The sequence below is a fragment of the Limnoglobus roseus genome, assembly GCF_008254045.1.
GTDB classification, from domain to species: domain Bacteria; phylum Planctomycetota; class Planctomycetia; order Gemmatales; family Gemmataceae; genus Limnoglobus; species Limnoglobus roseus.
This window is the reverse complement of the sequence record NZ_CP042425.1, coordinates 5,808,379-5,824,443: the sequence shown is the minus strand read 5'-3', so window position 1 is coordinate 5,824,443 and position 16,065 is coordinate 5,808,379. Positions and strand designations below refer to the sequence as shown.

The following is a 16,065-nucleotide window of genomic DNA, read 5'->3' as shown; positions in this document are numbered from 1 at the left end:
AGTGTACCCGCGCCCTGAGCGGGTCGTTCATTTCTTCGGCGGTTCCGATCGGAGGTAGGCGAACAGGTCGCGGATTTGTGGTTCGCTCAGGCCGTCGAGCAGTTTGTCCGGCATCATCGACACCGCGGACGGCTTCAGGTCTTCCAGGTCGTTGCGGGCGAGCGTCGTCTTCTTGTTCTGGGCGTCGAGGATCGTCACCGTTTGCGGTGTCGTCTCGACCACGAGGCCGGTGATCTTTCGGCCGTCGGTGGTGTTGGCCTCGTGCTGCACGTACTCGGTACGGATGTAGGAACTCGGATCGACGATGTTCGCGATTAACGACGCCGTGTTCTTCCGGTCGGCGGTCGTCAGGTCGGGGCCGATCTTGTTCCCTTCGCCGAAGAGTTGGTGACAGGCAGCGCAGTTCTTCGTGAAAACCGCCTTGCCCGCCGTTGGGTCGCCCTTCTGCGCGTTCAGGATGAGGCCAACGCCGCCGATGCGGGCTTGCTTCTCGCCGGGCGTGGCCGGGCCGATCTTGCCGTAGAGTTTCTCGATGCGGACCGACAACTCCTTGTCCGAGAACTGAAGCAGCGGTCGGAGTTCGTTCAAGGAAACCTCGGTCGGCGGTAACTGCTTCTCCTCGACGAGCTTCAAGTATCGCGACGCCGTGGCCGGCCGGGAAAACAGCGCCCGCCGAACCGCAGTGCGGTCCCCTGCGGTTGCGGCTGCCAGCCACTTTGAATCGAGAAGGAAATCGTCGATCTTGGGGTCGGAATACACCGCCATCGCCGCGAGAATCGCTTCGCGAAGTTTCGCGTCCTTCGTCCGCGGGTAGACGGCGACTAGCTCCGCCGGCAACTCCAAGCGACGCACTTCCGCCAGGATTTGCAAGGCGGCCGACCGGTTGGGTGCGCCTTCGGTTCGGAAGGTTTCCAACATCTTCTGAATCGACTTCGCCTCGCCGAACCGGACCGCGAGGCGGATGACATCGCTATCCTCCGGGTCGAGTTTCAGAAGCTGTTGCAGCGCCTCGGCCATCGGCTTCGGCGGCTGCTCGAACGACTGGCCGCTGATGGCCGCGTTGATGCCCTTTACTACTCTCACACGTTCGGCCCGCCCCGGGGCTTCGCGCAGGAGTCGAGGGAGGAGTTCGTGACCGGCGTTCAAACTCGCGAGGCGCTGGGCGATGCGTTCGAGCAGGTATTTTGCCATCATCGGCCGCCGCCAACTGTCCGGCGTCGGCAACAAGAGAGAGTAAGCGGTGGCCGACAACCCTTTCGCGTCGCTCATGTGCCGTTCCATCGCCCACCACGTCAGCAAGGGCAGGAATGGGTCGGCGGCGTTTTCGTCTCTCGCGATCAGGCGAACGATGACCGGCCACGCCGAATCCGCGGGCATCCGCTTCGCCGAACAGGCCAACTGCGCCAGCACGACCGCCGACGTTTCCTTCCCGGCAAAGTCGGCGAGCAGAGCGAACAGTTCCGCACGGTTCTGATCCACGATCAGCCGCACCGCCCAGGCGCGAACGTGTTCGTCGGAGTGTTTCAGCAGTTCCGTGGCGTGCTCCACGGTCAGCCCGTCGGACATCTGGGCCAGCGTCCAGAGGGCTTCGAGAGCCACTTGCGTTCGCTCGCCGGTCAGTTTCCGCAGCACCGGCACGGCTGCAGCGTCGCTGCGTTCCACCAACAACCGCCGGGCTTCCCGCCGCCACCAACCGTTTACATGACTGAGCAAGCCAATGAGGGCGGCCGTCGATTTCGCGCGGAGGTCGAAGGCGGGCAGTTTCGGTGTGCCGGCGTACTCCAACTTGAAGACGCGGCCGTTCGTCTTGTCCCAGGTGTCGAGCGGGTCGAGGTGGGCGGCCCGCTTGTCGTACCAGTCGGCCACGAAGACCGACCCGTCCGGGCTGAGGATCACGTCCACCGGCCGGTGCCAGGTGTCGTTGGCGAGCATCAGGTCGCCGCCGTGGGCGGCCTTGAAAGTCGAGCCGTCGCGGGTCAACTTGTGCCAGTAGACGGCGTTCGACAGCAGGTTGGCCGCGATGTACTGGTCGTGCATCTCCGTGGGGAACGTGTCGCCCTGGTAGACGATGCCGCCGCAGGTGACGTGGCCGCCCTTGAAGTCCTTGTACGGGACGTGTTCGAAGAAGCCGTAGGTGTGGGGGTTGTGTAGCGGGCCGTGCTTCGCGAACCCCTTCCGGTAGTACGCCCCCTGCACCTGGTGCAGCATCGCGAGACCGCCGTAGTTCGTGCCGGCGATCACCTGACCGTGGCGGTCGAAGTCGAGGCCGTACGTGTTGCCACCGCCCTCGCTGAAGAGTTCGAACTGCCGCGTCTTCGGGTGATACCGCCAGATGCCTTGTTGGAACTCGACGATCTCTCGGGGGTTCGCCGGGTTCGCGATCTTGCTGGTACTGGTGCTGCCGGCCGCTCCGTAAAGCCAGCCGTCCGGTCCCCATTGCAGGCTGTTCGCCAGCGAGTGCGTGTCGTCGAGGCCGAAGCCCTTTAGCAAAACCTCCGGGTCGCCGTCGGGCACGTCGTCGCCGTTCTTGTCGGCGTAGTAGAGCAGGTACGGCGGCTGCGCGACGTACACGCCGCCGTTGCCGAGGCAGAAGCCGCTCGCGAGGTTAAGTCCCGTGACGAAGTCCTTCGACTGCCGGTACACGCCCTTCTCGTCGGGGTCGAAGCAGATCGTGAGTCGGTCCAACCCCTTCACCCCGTGCGGCGGCGGATCGGGCACCTTGTCCCAGACGGTGCGGAGGTACTGGTCCTGTGTCACCGCCTTCAGCCCGGCCGGGTTCGGGTATTGCAGGTATTGCAGCACCCATAAACGACCGCGGTCGTCGAAGGACAGGCTGAGCGGCTGGCGAATCATCGGCTCGTGAGCGACGACGCGGGCCGTAAACCCCGCCGGAACCGTCATCCGCTTCTCGGCTTCCTCCGGCGAAAAGCCCTGCCCCACAGCGAACGGCGACAGGAGCAGCAAGACGACGAGGGGAAGTAATCGCATGAGGTGTTCCGTCAGCGGCGGTGGGGTTGGATTGAAGATACGGCCTACCCGCCCTTCGGTACAAGTGGCCAGATGGCGGGCCCGTGTCATCCGTCGGTCGACTGTGCGGCGGCATCGAGACAAGAACCAGCCGAGTTCCGGGAAGATGGTTGGGGAGTGGGTTCAGACAAGAAATGGGCGGGGTGCGCTCCGGTTCGGCTGAATTTGAATATACCTGTCCGCACGACCAGTCACAGCAACGATACCGACCCGCACCCCTCCCCCGTTTGCGAAGGTCTAACCCCGGCATGAAAAGTCGCATCCTCTTCTGGTCGATCACGTCGGCCCTCGCGGGCTTCCTCTTCGGGTTCGACACCGTCGTCATCTCCGGGGCTGAGAAGCGCATCCAGTCCCTCTGGAACCTCAGCCCCGAGATGCACGGCTTTGCCATCGCGTCGGCCCTGTACGGTACTGTGTTCGGCTCGCTGTTCGGCGGGTGGCCGACTGACCGCTTCGGCCGCAAGCCGACACTGATTGGCGTCGGCCTGCTGTACATCGTCTCGGCCGTCGGGTGCGGGCTAGCGTGGGACGTGTACTCGCTCATCGCCTTCCGCCTCCTCGGCGGCATCGGCATCGGCGTCTCTACCGTGGCCGCCCCACTGTACATCTCGGAGATCTCGCCGCCCGCCTACCGCGGTCGCCTCGCGGGCATGTTCCAGTTCAACATCGTCTTCGGCATCATCGTCGCCTTCCTGTCGAACTACCTGCTCGAAGGCATCGGCGAGAATGCCTGGCGCTGGATGCTCGGCGTCGCGGCCTTCCCGTCGCTCGTGTACACTGTGATGTGTCTGGCCATCCCGGAAAGTCTACGGTGGCTGCTCAGTCGCAAGCGGGACCGCGAGGCGGGACTGCGAGTGCTCCGTCTCATCCAACCCGAAGCCTCGCCGGCGGAACTGGAAGCTGTTGCCGACGAGATTCAGGCCGCCTCGCCGGCCGCGGCCGAAGGCAAGAGCTTCTGGACGCGGCGGCTCCGCTTCCCGATCGTGCTGGCGTTCCTCGTCGCATTCTTCAACCAACTCTCGGGCATCAACGCCATCCTGTACTTCGCCCCGCGCATCTTCGGCCTCACCGGTCTGGAAGAGAAGGCCGCCCTGTTGCAGTCGGTCGGCATCGGCGTCACGAACCTCGTGTTCACGTTCGTCGGCCTGTGGCTGATCGACCGCCTCGGCCGCCGCACGCTGCTGTACATCGGCTCGTTCGGGTACATCGCCTCACTGGGCTTGTGCGCGTGGGCGTTTTTCAACTGGGCGCCGCAGTTCCATGCCGCGTCAACCGCGCTCGGGGTGAAAGACGCGGTCGCCGCCGTCCAGGGAGCAACCGCGGCGAACCGGGGTGAGAGTGAGAATCGTCTGACGGAACGAACCAAGGCCCTCGAAGCAGCGTCTCGGACCGAAGGGGCGGGAACGACACCCATTTCATTCCCGCCCTCGGCGTCCCACGAGAACATGCTGCAAGTGGCCGACACGGCATTGAAGCAAGCATCAGCCGCGAGCGGCTCGGGCGGGCTATTGGTACTTGCGTGCATCTTCGCGTTCATCGCCGCCCACGCCATCGGGCAGGGTGCGGTCATCTGGGTGTTCATCTCGGAAATCTTCCCGAACCGCCACCGGGCCGCCGGGCAGACGCTCGGCAGTTCCACGCACTGGGTGTTCGCCGCCCTCCTGACGACGGTATTCCCGGTCATGCTGAACGCGATGCCGCCGGGCTTCATCTTCCTGTTCTTCTGCGGCATGATGGTGCTGCAACTCCTCTGGGTGGCGGTCATGGTCCCGGAGACGAAGGGCGTGCCGCTGGAAGAACTCGAACGCCGGCTCACCGGCGGCCCGGAAGGAGTGCGGTCATGACGCCGAAAGTCGTGGGCATCGGCGAAGTGTTGTGGGACTTACTGCCGGGCGGCCGGCAGATGGGCGGCGCGCCGGCGAACTTCACGTTCCACGCCCGCCAACTCGGGGCCGACGCACGGCCGGTCACGCGGGTGGGCCGAGACGCCCTCGGCCAAGACATCCTCGCCCGCCTCCGCGAACTCGGCGTGCCGACCGATTGCGTCGAACTCGACGACGCCCGGCCGACGGGCACGGTGACGGTCGAACTCGGAACCGACGGAGAGCCGCACTACACGATCCACGAAGGCGTCGCGTGGGACCACCTCCGGGGAGAAGCACCCGGGCGGCGGGCGGTCGCGGCGGCCGACGCGGTTTGCTTCGGCACTCTCGCGCAACGACACGACGATTCCCGCCACGCGATTCGCACGCTGCTCGGCGACGTGCCGCCGACGGCCCTGCGCGTCTTCGACGTGAACCTGCGTCAGTCGTACTTCTCCCGGCCGGTCGTCGAGGACTCGTTGAGGTTGGCGAACGTCCTCAAGTTGAACGAAACCGAGTTGCCGCGATTGGCCGAACTGTTCGGGATCGAAGGGGACGAGCCGTCGCGAATCGAGCAACTCGCCCAGCAGTTCCATCTTCAAGCCGTCGCCTTCACACGCGGCGGGCGGGGCAGTTTGCTGCACCGCGACGGGAAATGGTCCGACCATCCCGGCGTGCCGGTGAAGGTACAAGACACCATCGGGGCGGGCGATTCCTTCACCGCTGCGATGACCCTCGGCCTGCTCGCGGGGTGGGAACTCGACACGATCAACCAACGGGCGAACGAGATCGCCGCTCACGTCGCGTCCCGCGCGGGCGGCACGCCACCACTTCCCGAGTCTTTGTGCCGACCTTTCCAGGTGGCGTGGGCAGAATCGTAGCGGCACGCGACGGCCCGTTCATCGGAACAGCGCGTACCCGTAGACGCCCGTGAAGAACAGGAACAGTACGGTGAGGAGGTGGTACCCAGCCGCCAGCCACCACGCCGTGAGGTGCGATTTCACATCGAAGACGGCTTGGAGCAGCAGTCGCACGCCCCAGAACAGGAACCCGTACAAACAGAATGCTTGTGCCAGCCGCGACCCCGCGGCCAACTCATCCGCGCAGAACAGGCTCGTGCCCCCAAGGGTGATGATCCCCAGCACCACATAACCGCCGTAGGTCCAGTACATCTGGCGGTGCAACACTGGCAGCCCCGCGAGGTCGCGCTTCCAGTTCAGCCGCAACGGCACGAGGGACGAGGCGACGAGGACGGACAACTGACCGAGGCCGGCTAGGCGGATCCAATCGGCGAGCGGGATTTCCACGAGCAGACTCCTGTCAGGATGCGCCGAGCACTTGGAGGAAGGGGAGCACCACGCGGAGGACGAACGGCGGGTGGAACAACATTAAGGCGGGGCCGATGACGACCAGCGCCGTGAACGCCCGGCCCCGCCACCCGCCGCCGAGGCCGAGCGATTTGCCGAGGCGCGACCGCTCCCCGACGAGGGCCAACCCCTGGAAGGCGAAGTACAGCGTCGGCCCGCCGTAACCGCCGCCGGCCGGCAGTGAGATGACGAAGTCGTGGATGACACCACTGAACAGGAAGCCGGCCGCGAGGCCACCCCGCGGGCCGAGCCGTCGGGACAAGGGGCGGAACAGGAAGCGGTGGGTCAGGTCGCGGAAGGCGGTGTTCCACCGCCGGCCCCAGAAGTCGGTCACGCTCTCCGCGAGAATCGGCCAGTTCATCAACGGCCGGGCATCGACGCCACCCGTCCGCCAGGCGCAACTCATCAGGTGGAACGTGCCGAAGTGCAGGAGGAAGACCAGCCCTGCCATCCCAACCCACCCGCGCAGGATTGGTGCGTCGGCCGGCACAAGCGGAACCGCGCCCCAGATGAGGGCCATTCCCAGGCCGAGTTTTGCCGCCGCGAACGCCCACTCGCCGCCCTTCGGCTTCTGGTCCGGCGGGAGGGGCCGAGGATCGAGGAACGCTTTCGCGTCGAGCCCGGGCCAGCCGAACAGGTACGCCAACTGCCGTCCAACGGACGCCGACTGTCTCTCAGTCTTCGCCCAGGTGAGGAGCTTACACGCCGCGAAGAGCGCGGCGGCCAGCGCCCACATCACGCCCCAAGGTGGCCAGTCGAACGGCAAGATCGTTCCCCCTGGGAGCATAGACCGTCAACGACGAGCGTTCACAACGCCTCGCGGAGTTTACCCGACCTTGGCCGCCCGTGCGTGCTCCCGCTCAGGCTGAAGTTCTGTTTCCCGAGCACCGCCGCGCCCGCTTCGCTCGAAAACTCGTGATCCTGAACCCGTACCCGTTCATGAGATTCCTTTCAGGAGCCGCCCATGTCGAAGCAAACGAGCCGAGAAGACCGCGAGTGGACCCGCCGGGAGATGTTCATCAAGTCGGCCTACGCGACGTTCTTCGCGACGGGCTTACTCAAGCCCGGCATCGTGTTCGCCGCCAGCAACCTGACGCAAACGCCCGGCGTCACCGAGGGGCCGTACTGGGTGGACAGCATGCCGAATCGGTCCGACGTGCGGGCCAACTCGACCGCCGGCAGCACGGCCTTTGACGGGTACAAGACGAACCTGGCCATTAGCGTGTCCCGGCTGGCGAACAACACCGTCACGCCGATTGCGAACGCCAAAGTAGACATCTGGCACACCAACGGGGCCGGCAAGTACTCGGCCATCGCGTCCGAGGGGACGACGGGGCAGAACTTCTGCCGCGGCTACCAACTGACCGACAAGCGCGGCGGGTCGTCGTTTACGACCATCTTCCCCGGGTGGTATAGTGGTCGGACGCCGCACATCCACTTCCGCGTGCGGCTCTACAGCGGCACCACGGTGACGTACAACTTCGTCTCGCAACTGTTCTCGGCCGAGGCGTTCACGAACCAGGTCTACGCCACCACCCCGTACAGTTCACGGCCGAACCGGGACACGACGAACAGCACGGACATGGTGTACAAGGGCGCGTCGCAGGGCGTCGGGGCCACCGTCTCCAGCGAAGTCGGCCAATACCTGTTGATGCGGCAGGGCAAGAACAGCACTCAGATTACCGCCTCGTTTAACGTCGTCCTCGTGGCGTGACATGCCGCGATACGCCATGAGGACGAAGCTGCCTTGTGCCGGTCGATTCCTCGAACCCCCTGTCGCCGACGCGGGCTTTGATCCGTTTAGCAGTAGGCCGGCCAACGGAGCATCCGTCGGTTCTGCCGCAGGCTTCTTCACGGAGTTCGAACGATGCGTGAATCCTTCTTCAACCGGCGGGCCTTCCTCCGCGGGGGAGCGGCCCTCGGCGCGGCCGCCCTGTGGACGCCGGGCGTGTTCGCGGAGCAACTGCTGCGCACGCCGTCGTTAACCGAGGGGCCGTTCTACCCCGACAAGCTGCCGCTCGACACCGATAACGACCTGCTCGTTATCAACGACTCGATCACCCCGGCCGTCGGCGAGATCACTCATCTGACGGGGAAAGTCCTCGGGCCGACCGGCAGCCCGATCAAGGACGCCGTCGTCGAAATCTGGCAGTGCGACGCCAAGCAGGTCTACCTGCACACGTCAGACAGCGGCCCGAAGGCGAAACAGCAGGACAAGAACTTCCAGGGGTTCGGCCGCTTCACCACCGGATCGACCGGCGAGTACCGATTCCGCACGATCAAGCCGGTCGCCTACCCCGGCCGACCGGCTCCGCACATCCACGTGAAGGTGAAGAAGGGCGATCGAGAACTGTTGACGACGCAGTTCATGGTCCGCGGCCACGCCGGGAACGCCCGCGACGGCGTCTTCAACGGCACCCGCGACCTGATCGACCGAGAGCTGATCCTCGTCGACTTCAAGCCGATCAAGGAGTCGAAGGTCGGCGAACTGTCGGCCAACTTCGTCATCGTACTCGGCCGCACGCCGGACGACCGCGACACCCAACCCACGCGCACCCGCGGCCGATAACCGGAGGAACACCATGCGACTGACGAGCGCTTTCTTACTGACACTCGGCCTGTTCCTGACACTCTCGCAGACCGACGCCCACCCCCCGCCGGGAAAGAAGGGCGGTGGCGGCCCGCCGGGCAGTGGGGGCAAGGCCGCGTCGGTGGACGACATGGTCCAGCGGTTGATGGCCTTCGACGCGAACAAGGACGGCAAACTGACGAAGGAGGAGTTGGGCGACGAGCGACTGAACGCCCTCTTCGACCGAGCGGACGCCCAGAAGCACGGGTACGTGACGAAGGACGAACTCGCGGCGCTGCTCACGAAAGAAGCGGCCGCCGTGAGCACCGGCGGTGGGCCGGGCGGAGGCGGGCCAAGTGGTGGTGGGCCACCGGGTGGTCGGCCTCGTCCCCAGCCGGGGCAGGTTCTTTCCAGCGGCCTTCAGGACGAACTCCAACTCACGGCCGTTCAGAAAAAGGAACTCGCTCAGATTCAAAAGACCGTGGACGATGCGCTGGGCAAAATCCTGACGGCAGAGCAGAAGTCGCAGCTCGAAGGAATGCAACGCGGGCCGGGTAACGGCGGGCCGCCGCCGAGGTGAGGCTCCGGCCCGTCGCAGCGTCAAGGCCTACCGCTGGCAACAGCGGGGCAAGAAGCGAGTTTTTAGGACGCCCATTACGAACCCGCCGAACAGCCCCCGCGCGACCCACGAGCCGAAGACCGCCATCGCGTTGAAGACGATGAACAGGAGGAAGCCGTGGACGGCCACGGTCAGCCACCGCGGGCGGCGGGCGTATCTGCGGGGGGCCAGACAGAGCCAAGTCGCGTCGAGAAGCCAGACTGCCGTGAACAAGTAGTTGACGTACACCCCCTCCCCGATGCCGCCGACTTGCCGCGTGTGTTCGAAGGCGGCTGCGTGCGACCAACCGTGGGTCGCGTGGAAAGCAATCGCCACGTGAAGGATCTGCAAGCCGCACCCGACGGCCCACAGCCGTGCGGCCCCGGCACCACGGGCCAGCACCGCCGTCGCACCAACGTACCAACCGATCATGGCCAGCCACGCGGACAGGAAAATCGCGGGGTTCGACGGATCGGAGCCGGGGTCGATGGCGAACACGGACAGCAGCGGAAGCGAGAGAACGATCGCGACGAAGGGGAACAGCCGGTTCATGTCGCAGCCGGGTGCCAGACCAGAATTTCGCCCTTGCCCAGCCCGGTCAGGTCGCCGGCGTACCGCTGGTAGACGCCGCCCGAGACAGGAAGTTCAAGCCCGTGCGGCCGGAAGTGCTTCGCGTACAGGCGCACGAACGACGGCACGATGTCACAGCCGAAAGCAAAGGTTGGCACCAGTTCCAGCGACCGCAGGGAGATGATCGTGCCGCGGGCCATCCACGCGCCCGTGCGCTGCTCGGCCCCGCTCATCAGAATGATCGTGCCGCCCTTCATTTGCAGGCCGGCGAAGTCTCGGGCGGGACCGCGAACGGCGATGGTGCCCCGCTTCATCCTCATGCCGAGTTCGTCGCCAGCCGTGCCGTCGATGAGGATAGTGCCGCCGCTCATGCCGGACGCCGCCCCGCGGTAGGCCGCCCCCGCCTGCCCGCCGACGTTGCCGCGGACGCGGATCAGCCCGCCGCTCATCTCCGCGCCAAGCCAGTCGCTTGCGTCGCCTTCGACTTCGATGGTGCCGCCTTTCATGTGCGCGCCGAGGTGCATTCCGACGGGACCGACAATGCGCAGCCGGCCGCGGCTCATCCCGCGGCCGATCCACTTCACTTTCGTCAGTTCGCCTCGGAGTTCGATCTCGTCGCCGGGCGAGCCTTCCACGGTGAAAAGGTCGTCGAGCGGCAGTTGCCGTTTACCGAGGAACACAGGGCGGGAACGGATTTCGTCGAGAGACAGTGAAGCCAACACATCCGGCGAGATGGCCTCTGCTTCGAGGGGCACCAACGGCGGGCTTTTGAGTGAAAGTGTGAGCATGTCGCGATGCAGCCTGAGCCCGGCGGACGTTCGGCCGCCTGTCGAGAGGTTGTATCGCTCAGCGAGATCGGGGGGCAATCAAAAAGGACAACGGCGGCGGGGATTCGTTGCGAAGAATCCCCGCCGCCGACATCATCTCACGTCCCAGACCAACTCCGGTGTCTTCCGCCGGTGAATCGCCGAGGCGACTTCCGAACGAATCCAGCCGCTGACCCGGTGTAAGTGAGACAGCACAGTTACCCGATCCACCGCGTCTGCCGTCGAGGGGACGGCGACTGCGATTTGAAGCCGACCCGTGTGAGGGGCCGGCAGGACCGCAAGAACTTGCAAATCCCGCACCACGTCGTCGGCACACACCGCAAGTATGCCATGAAGTGAGGTCTTCACTTGCTCGCACAGCTGAAGGGCCTTGCGTCCCACTTGGCGAGACTGGTCGTACTGCGTTCGTCGGTCAAAGAACTGTTTCGGGTCTTGGCCGTCGTCGGGGGTCAGTTCATCCGTCAGATCGGCCGGCTTCCCGCGTTGTGATCGTTTCCCGCTCATGAGGGGATACTTCTCCGAGGTAAGAAAGCTTGCACACGACGCCCGAATTTTTTCGCGAATCAATCGGTCGCACGGCACACCTCCCTTCCCGGCGATGAGTTCCTCTGTAGACAGGCACCGCCCGGCGGGGTTCGCGGCGTTCTTGACATCACCGACGGATTCCGCACGATGGCTGGAGCGGGGCACGTCTGGCGAAGGGTCCGAGGGTCGGCACTTGAATTCTCAAATGGTGATCGCGCTACTGCTCGCTTTGCCGCTGATGTTGCTCGGCCTCGTCTCGGGGTGGCAGCAGGTCCGCGGTCTGAAAGCGCTCTACGCCCGTAAGCTCGTGCCGAGTGACGAATTTGCCTACCTCCGCGGCCGGTACCGCCGGCGGCTGGTCGTCGGCTTGCTCCTCGTCCTGATCGGTGGGATGATCGCCGGGGCGTTTGTCTCGGGCATGGAAGCACGGGCCGACGAGATGGGCGAGAAGAAGCCGACCGACGCCGACGGCGAGAAACCGCCGATCACGCCGACCGAGAAACAGTTCCTCCGCTGGTACGGCATCTACTGGATGGGCGTGATGGCGCTGACGTTCTTCGTCATCGGGCTGGCAATGGCCGACGGGATCGCCACCCGCCGGTACTGGCTGAAGATTTACCGTGAGATGCGCGAGGAACACAACTCGCAACTCCGCCGCGACCTAGCCGTGTACCGGCAACAGAAGGAGCAGAACCGCGGGTCCGGCGGCAATGGCGGGAGTAACGAAGGCTACGGCGGTCGCCTCGGCAGCGGGCCGCATTGAACGGCTCCCAGTTCTCGCGACGATCGTCCGCCAAAATTCGCTAAGCTAACTTTCCGCTATCGGTCGTTGTTGCACCTCCCTTGCCACGAGGATCATCTCATGAAGACGGCATTGCCGTGTTCCCTCGCCTTCGTGTTGGCCGCACTCTCCGTGACGGCGTTGGCCCAAGTCCCGGACAAGAAAGACGAGAAGAAGGCAGAGCCGAAGTCGCCGGCCGCCGCGAATCCGAATTCGCAGTACCGCCTGGGGCCGGACTCGCTGCCGCAAGACGGCGTGCCGAAGGGAGAAGTCCGCGGGCCGTTCACGCTCCCGAGCAAGGCGTACCCCGGCACTCAGCACACCTACTGGGTGTACGTACCGACGCAATACGACCCGAAGGTTCCGGCGGCCCTCATGGTCTACCAGGACGGGCAGGCGTTCAAGGACGAGAAAGGGGACATTCGCGCCCAGAACGTGATGGACAACCTCATCTACCGCCGGGAGATTCCGGTGATGCTCGGCGTATTCATCAACCCCGGCCGCAAGCCCGAACAGCCGGAACCGACGCCGTCGAACTGGGGCGACCGCGATACCAATCGCCCGACGGAGTACAACTCGCTCGACGACCGCTACGCCCGCGTGATCACCGAGGAACTGCTGCCGGAGTTGGCGAAGACTTACAACATCTCCAAAGACCCCGAAATGCGAGGCATCGGCGGGTCGAGTTCCGGGGCGATCGCCGCGTTCACGGTCGCGTGGGAACGGCCGGACCACTTCCGCAAGGTGCTGAGCAACGTCGGCAGCTTCGTGAACCTCCGCGGCGGCCACGTCTACGCGGACAAGGTCCTCGCCGCCGAGAAGAAGCCGATCCGCGTCTACCTGTGCGACGGCCGCAACGACAACCGTGGCATCCGCGGCAACGGCAACTACGACGAGAAGATGGACTGGTTCCACCAAAACGTCCGGTTGATGAAGGCGTTGACCCAGAAGGGGTACGACGTGAACTACTCGTGGGGCATGAACGCCCACGGCCAGAAGTTCGGCGGCGCGATCATGCCAGAGATGATGCGATGGCTGTGGCGCGACGGCCCAGTGTCCACCGATGCGAAGGACCAAATCGAACGCGGGTTCCGTCAACCGGTGGCCAAGCCATGAACGCCCTCGGCCCCGGCCAGCGCCGGGAAGTGAGCCGTCGCCGCCACGAATGCTGGTAACGGCGGATTCGGACGGTATGCTATTGGGACCACTTTCAATCCTCGGATGAACGATGGACCCGATAATCGGCATCGACCTCGGCACGACCAATTCCGCCGTCGCCTACCTCACGGACAACGGGCCGGAGATCATTCCGAACGCCCTCGGCGGCCGGCTCACGCCGTCGGTCGTCGGACTCGACGAGAACGGCACCGTCCTCGTCGGTGCGGCCGCGAAGGAGTTCCAGGTCGTTCGCCCGGACCGCTGCACGTCGCTCTTCAAACGGCTGATGGGGTCGGACCGCACCGTCACGCTCGGCGGGAAGACGTTCACGGCGGAAGACCTCTCGGGGTTCGTCCTGCGGTCCCTCAAGGCCGACGCCGAGGAGTACTTCGAGCAACCCGTCACGCGGGCCGTCATCACCGTGCCGGCGTACTTCAACGACCAACAGCGGAAGGCCACGATCGCGGCCGGGCGAATCGCCGGGCTGACGGTCGAGCGCATCCTGAACGAGCCGACGGCCGCCGCTATTGCCTACGGCTTTCAGGGGGCCGACGAGAACAAAATCGTCCTCGTCTTCGACCTCGGCGGCGGCACCTTCGACGTGTCCGTCGTCGAGCAGTTCGACGGCACGCTGGAAGTCCGCTCGTCGGCCGGCGAAACCTCGCTCGGCGGGGAAGATTTCACCCGCACCCTGGCCGCCCGCGTGTTGGAATCGGTCGGGCTGCCGTTCGAACGGGCCGAAGCCACCCTGCCCCTCGTCGTGTCCCGTGTGATCCAACAGTGCGAACGGGCCAAGTGCCAACTCTCCCGCGAAACGTCCACGACCGTCAAGGTTCCCGACGCCGGCGGTGACGTGGCAGCGGGCAAGGAAGTGACCGTCACTCGCGAGCAACTTCAAACCTGGGTGACGCCGATCCTCGGCCGGATCGAGTTGCCCATCCGCCGGGTGCTGACCGACGCCCGCCTGACCCGCGACAAAATCAACGAGATCATTCTCGTTGGCGGGGCGACGCGGATACCGCTCGTGGTGCAGCGGGTTCGCGACCTCTTCGGCAAGGAACCGCACGGGCGACTAAATCCCGACGAGGTCGTGGCGCTCGGGGCGGCCGTGCAAGCCGGGCTGGTGCAGCAGAACGCGGCCGTCAACGACATGGTCGTGACCGACGTGTCGCCGTTCACCCTCGGCGTCGAGGTGAGCAAGGAGTACGGGCAGGAAGTAAAAAGCGGCTTCTTCGACCCGATCATCGACCGGAACACCGTCATCCCCGTCAGCCGGGTGAAGCACTACTCCACGATGCAGCCGAACCAGACCACCATCTGCATCAAGATTTACCAGGGCGAGAGCCGGAAGACGCAGGAAAATCTACTCCTCGGCGAGTTCGACGTGGCCGGCATCCCGCCGGGGCCGAAGGGCCAGGACGTGGCCGTTCGCTTTACCTACGACCTGAACGGCGTTCTCGAAGTCGAGGCGACCATCGTCGCGACGAAGAAGACCGTCTCGCACATCATCGCCCGGCACGCGAAGGGGCTGAACGAGGCGGCCATCCGCAAGGCCGTCCGCGACATGGAGAAGCTCAAGACCCACCCCCGCGACGAGGCTAAGAACCATTACATCCTGACGCGGGCCGAGCGGCTGTACAAGGAACTCTCCGCCGACCTGCGCCGCCACTTGGGTGCGTTGATCGACGGCTTCGAGGCCGCGCTGGAATCGCGCGAACCTGAGGCCATCGACCGGCATCGTGAAGTGATCGAAGAGTTCCTGGCCGAGTTCGACGCCGCGAACGACGACCCCACGGGGAATTCGGATGAGTGACCCCTCCCGCAAGCAAGCGGCCGCGGCCCTGGACGTTCCCGCCGACGCCGACGAGGCGGCGGTGCGTGCCGCCTTCTTCAAGAAGCTGGCCGCGAACAACTTCGTGCCGCCGGAATCGGGCACGGCTGCCCTCAACCTCCTCAACCACGGCAAACTGCCGCTGTCCATCGAAGGCCAGCTCGAAGCGGGCCGGTACGAGAAGGCAGACCTCGAAGCCTTGATGGAAAAATTCTGGCAGTTCGGCCCCGCCCACCGAGCCAAGTTGTGGGGCGTACTCGACCGCCGGTGCTCCGATCCCGCCGTTCGCGAGACGCTGACCCGACTGAAGCCGGGGCTGGACGTGACCGTCGTCCGCCGCGAAGACTGGGAGCTGGACAAGATGGCGCAGTTCATCCGGGAGAGTTTTCTGCTCCCGCCGCGGGAGCGGTCCGTCAAGCGGATGGAGTGGCTGGCGGAACAGACATTCGGCCCGACGCTCGCCGCGCGGGCCAAGTGGCTTCGGGACAACGATCCCGCCACGACCGCCCTCGACCCGCACCTGTGCAAGACCTGCTACTGCCCCAAGCGACGCCGTTGAACGTCCCCCCGTTGAGCCAACAAAAGTTGGACAAACTCGCGGCGAAGGAGCAGCGGAAGGCGGAAATCGCCGCGCGGAGAGCTACCGAGCAACCCGCCAGCAGCGAAGGTTCCGGCAGTGGGTGGGGATTCTCGTGGCACTGGATTTGGGCCTTGGCCATCATTGGCCGGCTAGCCGTGGCCCTCGGCGGTCGCGGGAACAGTACGCCACCGCCGACGTACCGACCCGCCTACACGCCGCCGGTCAATACCTCTCGGATTCCGGGGTTTCCACAAGCTGGAAATAAGACGCCACAAGAGGCGGCCAAAGAGTTGAACGACTTGCGGGAGAAGGCCGACCGGCTCCTCAAGCAGAAATCATCCGCGGCGCCCTAAGCCTCCCGTACCATCCG

General features: G+C 65.2%; 16 protein-coding genes. 10 read left to right on the top strand and 6 right to left on the bottom strand.

Annotated features, from left to right (window positions below; all coding sequences use genetic code 11):
- Positions 1 to 27 precede the first annotated feature (27 nt).
- The gene (locus PX52LOC_RS24570) at positions 28 to 2,988 is read right to left on the bottom strand and encodes a PVC-type heme-binding CxxCH protein (RefSeq protein ID WP_168219181.1); all 2,961 of its coding nucleotides are present in this window, start codon (positions 2,986 to 2,988) and stop codon (positions 28 to 30) included.
- A 287-nt stretch (positions 2,989 to 3,275) separates the two neighbouring features.
- On the opposite strand from PX52LOC_RS24570, the gene PX52LOC_RS24565 reads away from it, so the two are divergent.
- Both PX52LOC_RS24565 and PX52LOC_RS24560 read left to right on the top strand, forming a co-directional pair.
- Positions 3,276 to 4,871 carry a sugar porter family MFS transporter gene (locus tag PX52LOC_RS24565; protein ID WP_149112561.1) on the top strand — a complete coding sequence of 532 codons (1,596 nt, stop codon included), beginning with the start codon at positions 3,276 to 3,278 and terminating at the stop codon, positions 4,869 to 4,871.
- Positions 4,868 to 5,770 carry a carbohydrate kinase family protein gene (locus tag PX52LOC_RS24560; protein ID WP_149112560.1) on the top strand — a complete coding sequence of 301 codons (903 nt, stop codon included), beginning with the start codon at positions 4,868 to 4,870 and terminating at the stop codon, positions 5,768 to 5,770. Before PX52LOC_RS24565 ends, PX52LOC_RS24560 begins: the two co-directional genes overlap by 4 nt.
- 18 nt (positions 5,771 to 5,788) lie before the next feature.
- On the opposite strand, the gene PX52LOC_RS24555 is transcribed toward PX52LOC_RS24560, so the two are convergent.
- Complete coding sequence (locus tag PX52LOC_RS24555; RefSeq protein ID WP_149112559.1) at positions 5,789 to 6,196, bottom strand: hypothetical protein; 408 nt, start codon at positions 6,194 to 6,196, stop codon at positions 5,789 to 5,791.
- 13 nt (positions 6,197 to 6,209) lie between these two features.
- Positions 6,210 to 7,022 carry an MBOAT family protein gene (locus tag PX52LOC_RS24550; RefSeq protein WP_168219180.1) on the bottom strand — a complete coding sequence of 271 codons (813 nt, stop codon included), beginning with the start codon at positions 7,020 to 7,022 and terminating at the stop codon, positions 6,210 to 6,212.
- Between the two features lie 198 nt (positions 7,023 to 7,220).
- On the opposite strand from PX52LOC_RS24550, the gene PX52LOC_RS24545 reads away from it, so the two are divergent.
- The 3 genes from PX52LOC_RS24545 to PX52LOC_RS24535 all read left to right on the top strand — a co-directional run bounded on the left by PX52LOC_RS24545 (position 7,221) and on the right by PX52LOC_RS24535 (position 9,405).
- Positions 7,221 to 7,970 carry a dioxygenase family protein gene (locus tag PX52LOC_RS24545; RefSeq protein ID WP_149112557.1) on the top strand — a complete coding sequence of 250 codons (750 nt, stop codon included), beginning with the start codon at positions 7,221 to 7,223 and terminating at the stop codon, positions 7,968 to 7,970.
- Positions 7,971 to 8,123: 153 nt separating this feature from the next.
- On the top strand, positions 8,124 to 8,825 hold the full coding sequence (locus tag PX52LOC_RS24540) for a dioxygenase family protein (protein WP_149112556.1): 702 nt from the start codon (positions 8,124 to 8,126) through the stop codon (positions 8,823 to 8,825).
- A gap of 13 nt (positions 8,826 to 8,838) precedes the next feature.
- Positions 8,839 to 9,405, top strand: coding sequence for an EF-hand domain-containing protein (locus tag PX52LOC_RS24535; protein WP_218575156.1), 567 nt, complete (start codon positions 8,839 to 8,841; stop codon positions 9,403 to 9,405).
- Between the two features lie 27 nt (positions 9,406 to 9,432).
- On the opposite strand, the gene PX52LOC_RS24530 is transcribed toward PX52LOC_RS24535, so the two are convergent.
- The 3 genes from PX52LOC_RS24530 to PX52LOC_RS24520 form a co-directional block, all read right to left on the bottom strand.
- Positions 9,433 to 9,975, bottom strand: a complete 543-nt coding sequence (locus PX52LOC_RS24530; RefSeq protein WP_149112555.1) for a hypothetical protein — start codon at positions 9,973 to 9,975, stop codon at positions 9,433 to 9,435.
- Positions 9,972 to 10,781 carry a formylmethanofuran dehydrogenase subunit C gene (locus PX52LOC_RS24525; RefSeq protein ID WP_149112554.1) on the bottom strand — a complete coding sequence of 270 codons (810 nt, stop codon included), beginning with the start codon at positions 10,779 to 10,781 and terminating at the stop codon, positions 9,972 to 9,974. Before PX52LOC_RS24525 ends, PX52LOC_RS24530 begins: the two co-directional genes overlap by 4 nt.
- A gap of 132 nt (positions 10,782 to 10,913) precedes the next feature.
- On the bottom strand, positions 10,914 to 11,324 hold the full coding sequence (locus PX52LOC_RS24520) for a ribosome-binding factor A (RefSeq protein ID WP_149112553.1): 411 nt from the start codon (positions 11,322 to 11,324) through the stop codon (positions 10,914 to 10,916).
- A 214-nt stretch (positions 11,325 to 11,538) separates the two neighbouring features.
- Between PX52LOC_RS24520 and PX52LOC_RS24515 the strand changes: the two genes are divergently transcribed.
- The 5 genes from PX52LOC_RS24515 (at position 11,539) to PX52LOC_RS24495 (ending at position 16,048) form a co-directional block, all read left to right on the top strand.
- A complete protein-coding gene (locus PX52LOC_RS24515; protein WP_149112552.1) occupies positions 11,539 to 12,108 on the top strand; it encodes a hypothetical protein in 570 nt (189 codons plus the stop codon).
- A gap of 99 nt (positions 12,109 to 12,207) precedes the next feature.
- On the top strand, positions 12,208 to 13,242 hold the full coding sequence (locus PX52LOC_RS24510; protein WP_149112551.1) for an alpha/beta hydrolase: 1,035 nt from the start codon (positions 12,208 to 12,210) through the stop codon (positions 13,240 to 13,242).
- A gap of 112 nt (positions 13,243 to 13,354) precedes the next feature.
- The gene (locus PX52LOC_RS24505; protein ID WP_149112550.1) at positions 13,355 to 15,097 is read left to right on the top strand and encodes an Hsp70 family protein; all 1,743 of its coding nucleotides are present in this window, start codon (positions 13,355 to 13,357) and stop codon (positions 15,095 to 15,097) included.
- Complete coding sequence (locus PX52LOC_RS24500; RefSeq protein ID WP_149112549.1) at positions 15,090 to 15,674, top strand: hypothetical protein; 585 nt, start codon at positions 15,090 to 15,092, stop codon at positions 15,672 to 15,674. Before PX52LOC_RS24505 ends, PX52LOC_RS24500 begins: the two co-directional genes overlap by 8 nt.
- Positions 15,671 to 16,048 carry a hypothetical protein gene (locus tag PX52LOC_RS24495; RefSeq protein WP_168219179.1) on the top strand — a complete coding sequence of 126 codons (378 nt, stop codon included), beginning with the start codon at positions 15,671 to 15,673 and terminating at the stop codon, positions 16,046 to 16,048. Before PX52LOC_RS24500 ends, PX52LOC_RS24495 begins: the two co-directional genes overlap by 4 nt.
- The last annotated feature ends 17 nt before the right edge of the window (positions 16,049 to 16,065 follow it).

What these genes read in the sequence shown, in the direction of transcription:
- PX52LOC_RS24570 (WP_168219181.1), bottom strand. Translation starts at nt 2,988, where the DNA reads ATGCGATTACTTCCCCTCGTCGTCTTGCTGCTCCTGTCGCCGTTCGCT.
- PX52LOC_RS24565 (WP_149112561.1), top strand. Translation starts at nt 3,276, where the DNA reads ATGAAAAGTCGCATCCTCTTCTGGTCGATCACGTCGGCCCTCGCGGGC.
- PX52LOC_RS24560 (WP_149112560.1), top strand. Translation starts at nt 4,868, where the DNA reads ATGACGCCGAAAGTCGTGGGCATCGGCGAAGTGTTGTGGGACTTACTG.
- PX52LOC_RS24545 (WP_149112557.1), top strand. Translation starts at nt 7,221, where the DNA reads ATGTCGAAGCAAACGAGCCGAGAAGACCGCGAGTGGACCCGCCGGGAG.
- PX52LOC_RS24540 (WP_149112556.1), top strand. Translation starts at nt 8,124, where the DNA reads ATGCGTGAATCCTTCTTCAACCGGCGGGCCTTCCTCCGCGGGGGAGCG.
- PX52LOC_RS24535 (WP_218575156.1), top strand. Translation starts at nt 8,839, where the DNA reads ATGCGACTGACGAGCGCTTTCTTACTGACACTCGGCCTGTTCCTGACA.
- PX52LOC_RS24530 (WP_149112555.1), bottom strand. Translation starts at nt 9,975, where the DNA reads ATGAACCGGCTGTTCCCCTTCGTCGCGATCGTTCTCTCGCTTCCGCTG.
- PX52LOC_RS24525 (WP_149112554.1), bottom strand. Translation starts at nt 10,781, where the DNA reads ATGCTCACACTTTCACTCAAAAGCCCGCCGTTGGTGCCCCTCGAAGCA.
- PX52LOC_RS24520 (WP_149112553.1), bottom strand. Translation starts at nt 11,324, where the DNA reads ATGAGCGGGAAACGATCACAACGCGGGAAGCCGGCCGATCTGACGGAT.
- PX52LOC_RS24510 (WP_149112551.1), top strand. Translation starts at nt 12,208, where the DNA reads ATGAAGACGGCATTGCCGTGTTCCCTCGCCTTCGTGTTGGCCGCACTC.
- PX52LOC_RS24505 (WP_149112550.1), top strand. Translation starts at nt 13,355, where the DNA reads ATGGACCCGATAATCGGCATCGACCTCGGCACGACCAATTCCGCCGTC.
- PX52LOC_RS24500 (WP_149112549.1), top strand. Translation starts at nt 15,090, where the DNA reads ATGAGTGACCCCTCCCGCAAGCAAGCGGCCGCGGCCCTGGACGTTCCC.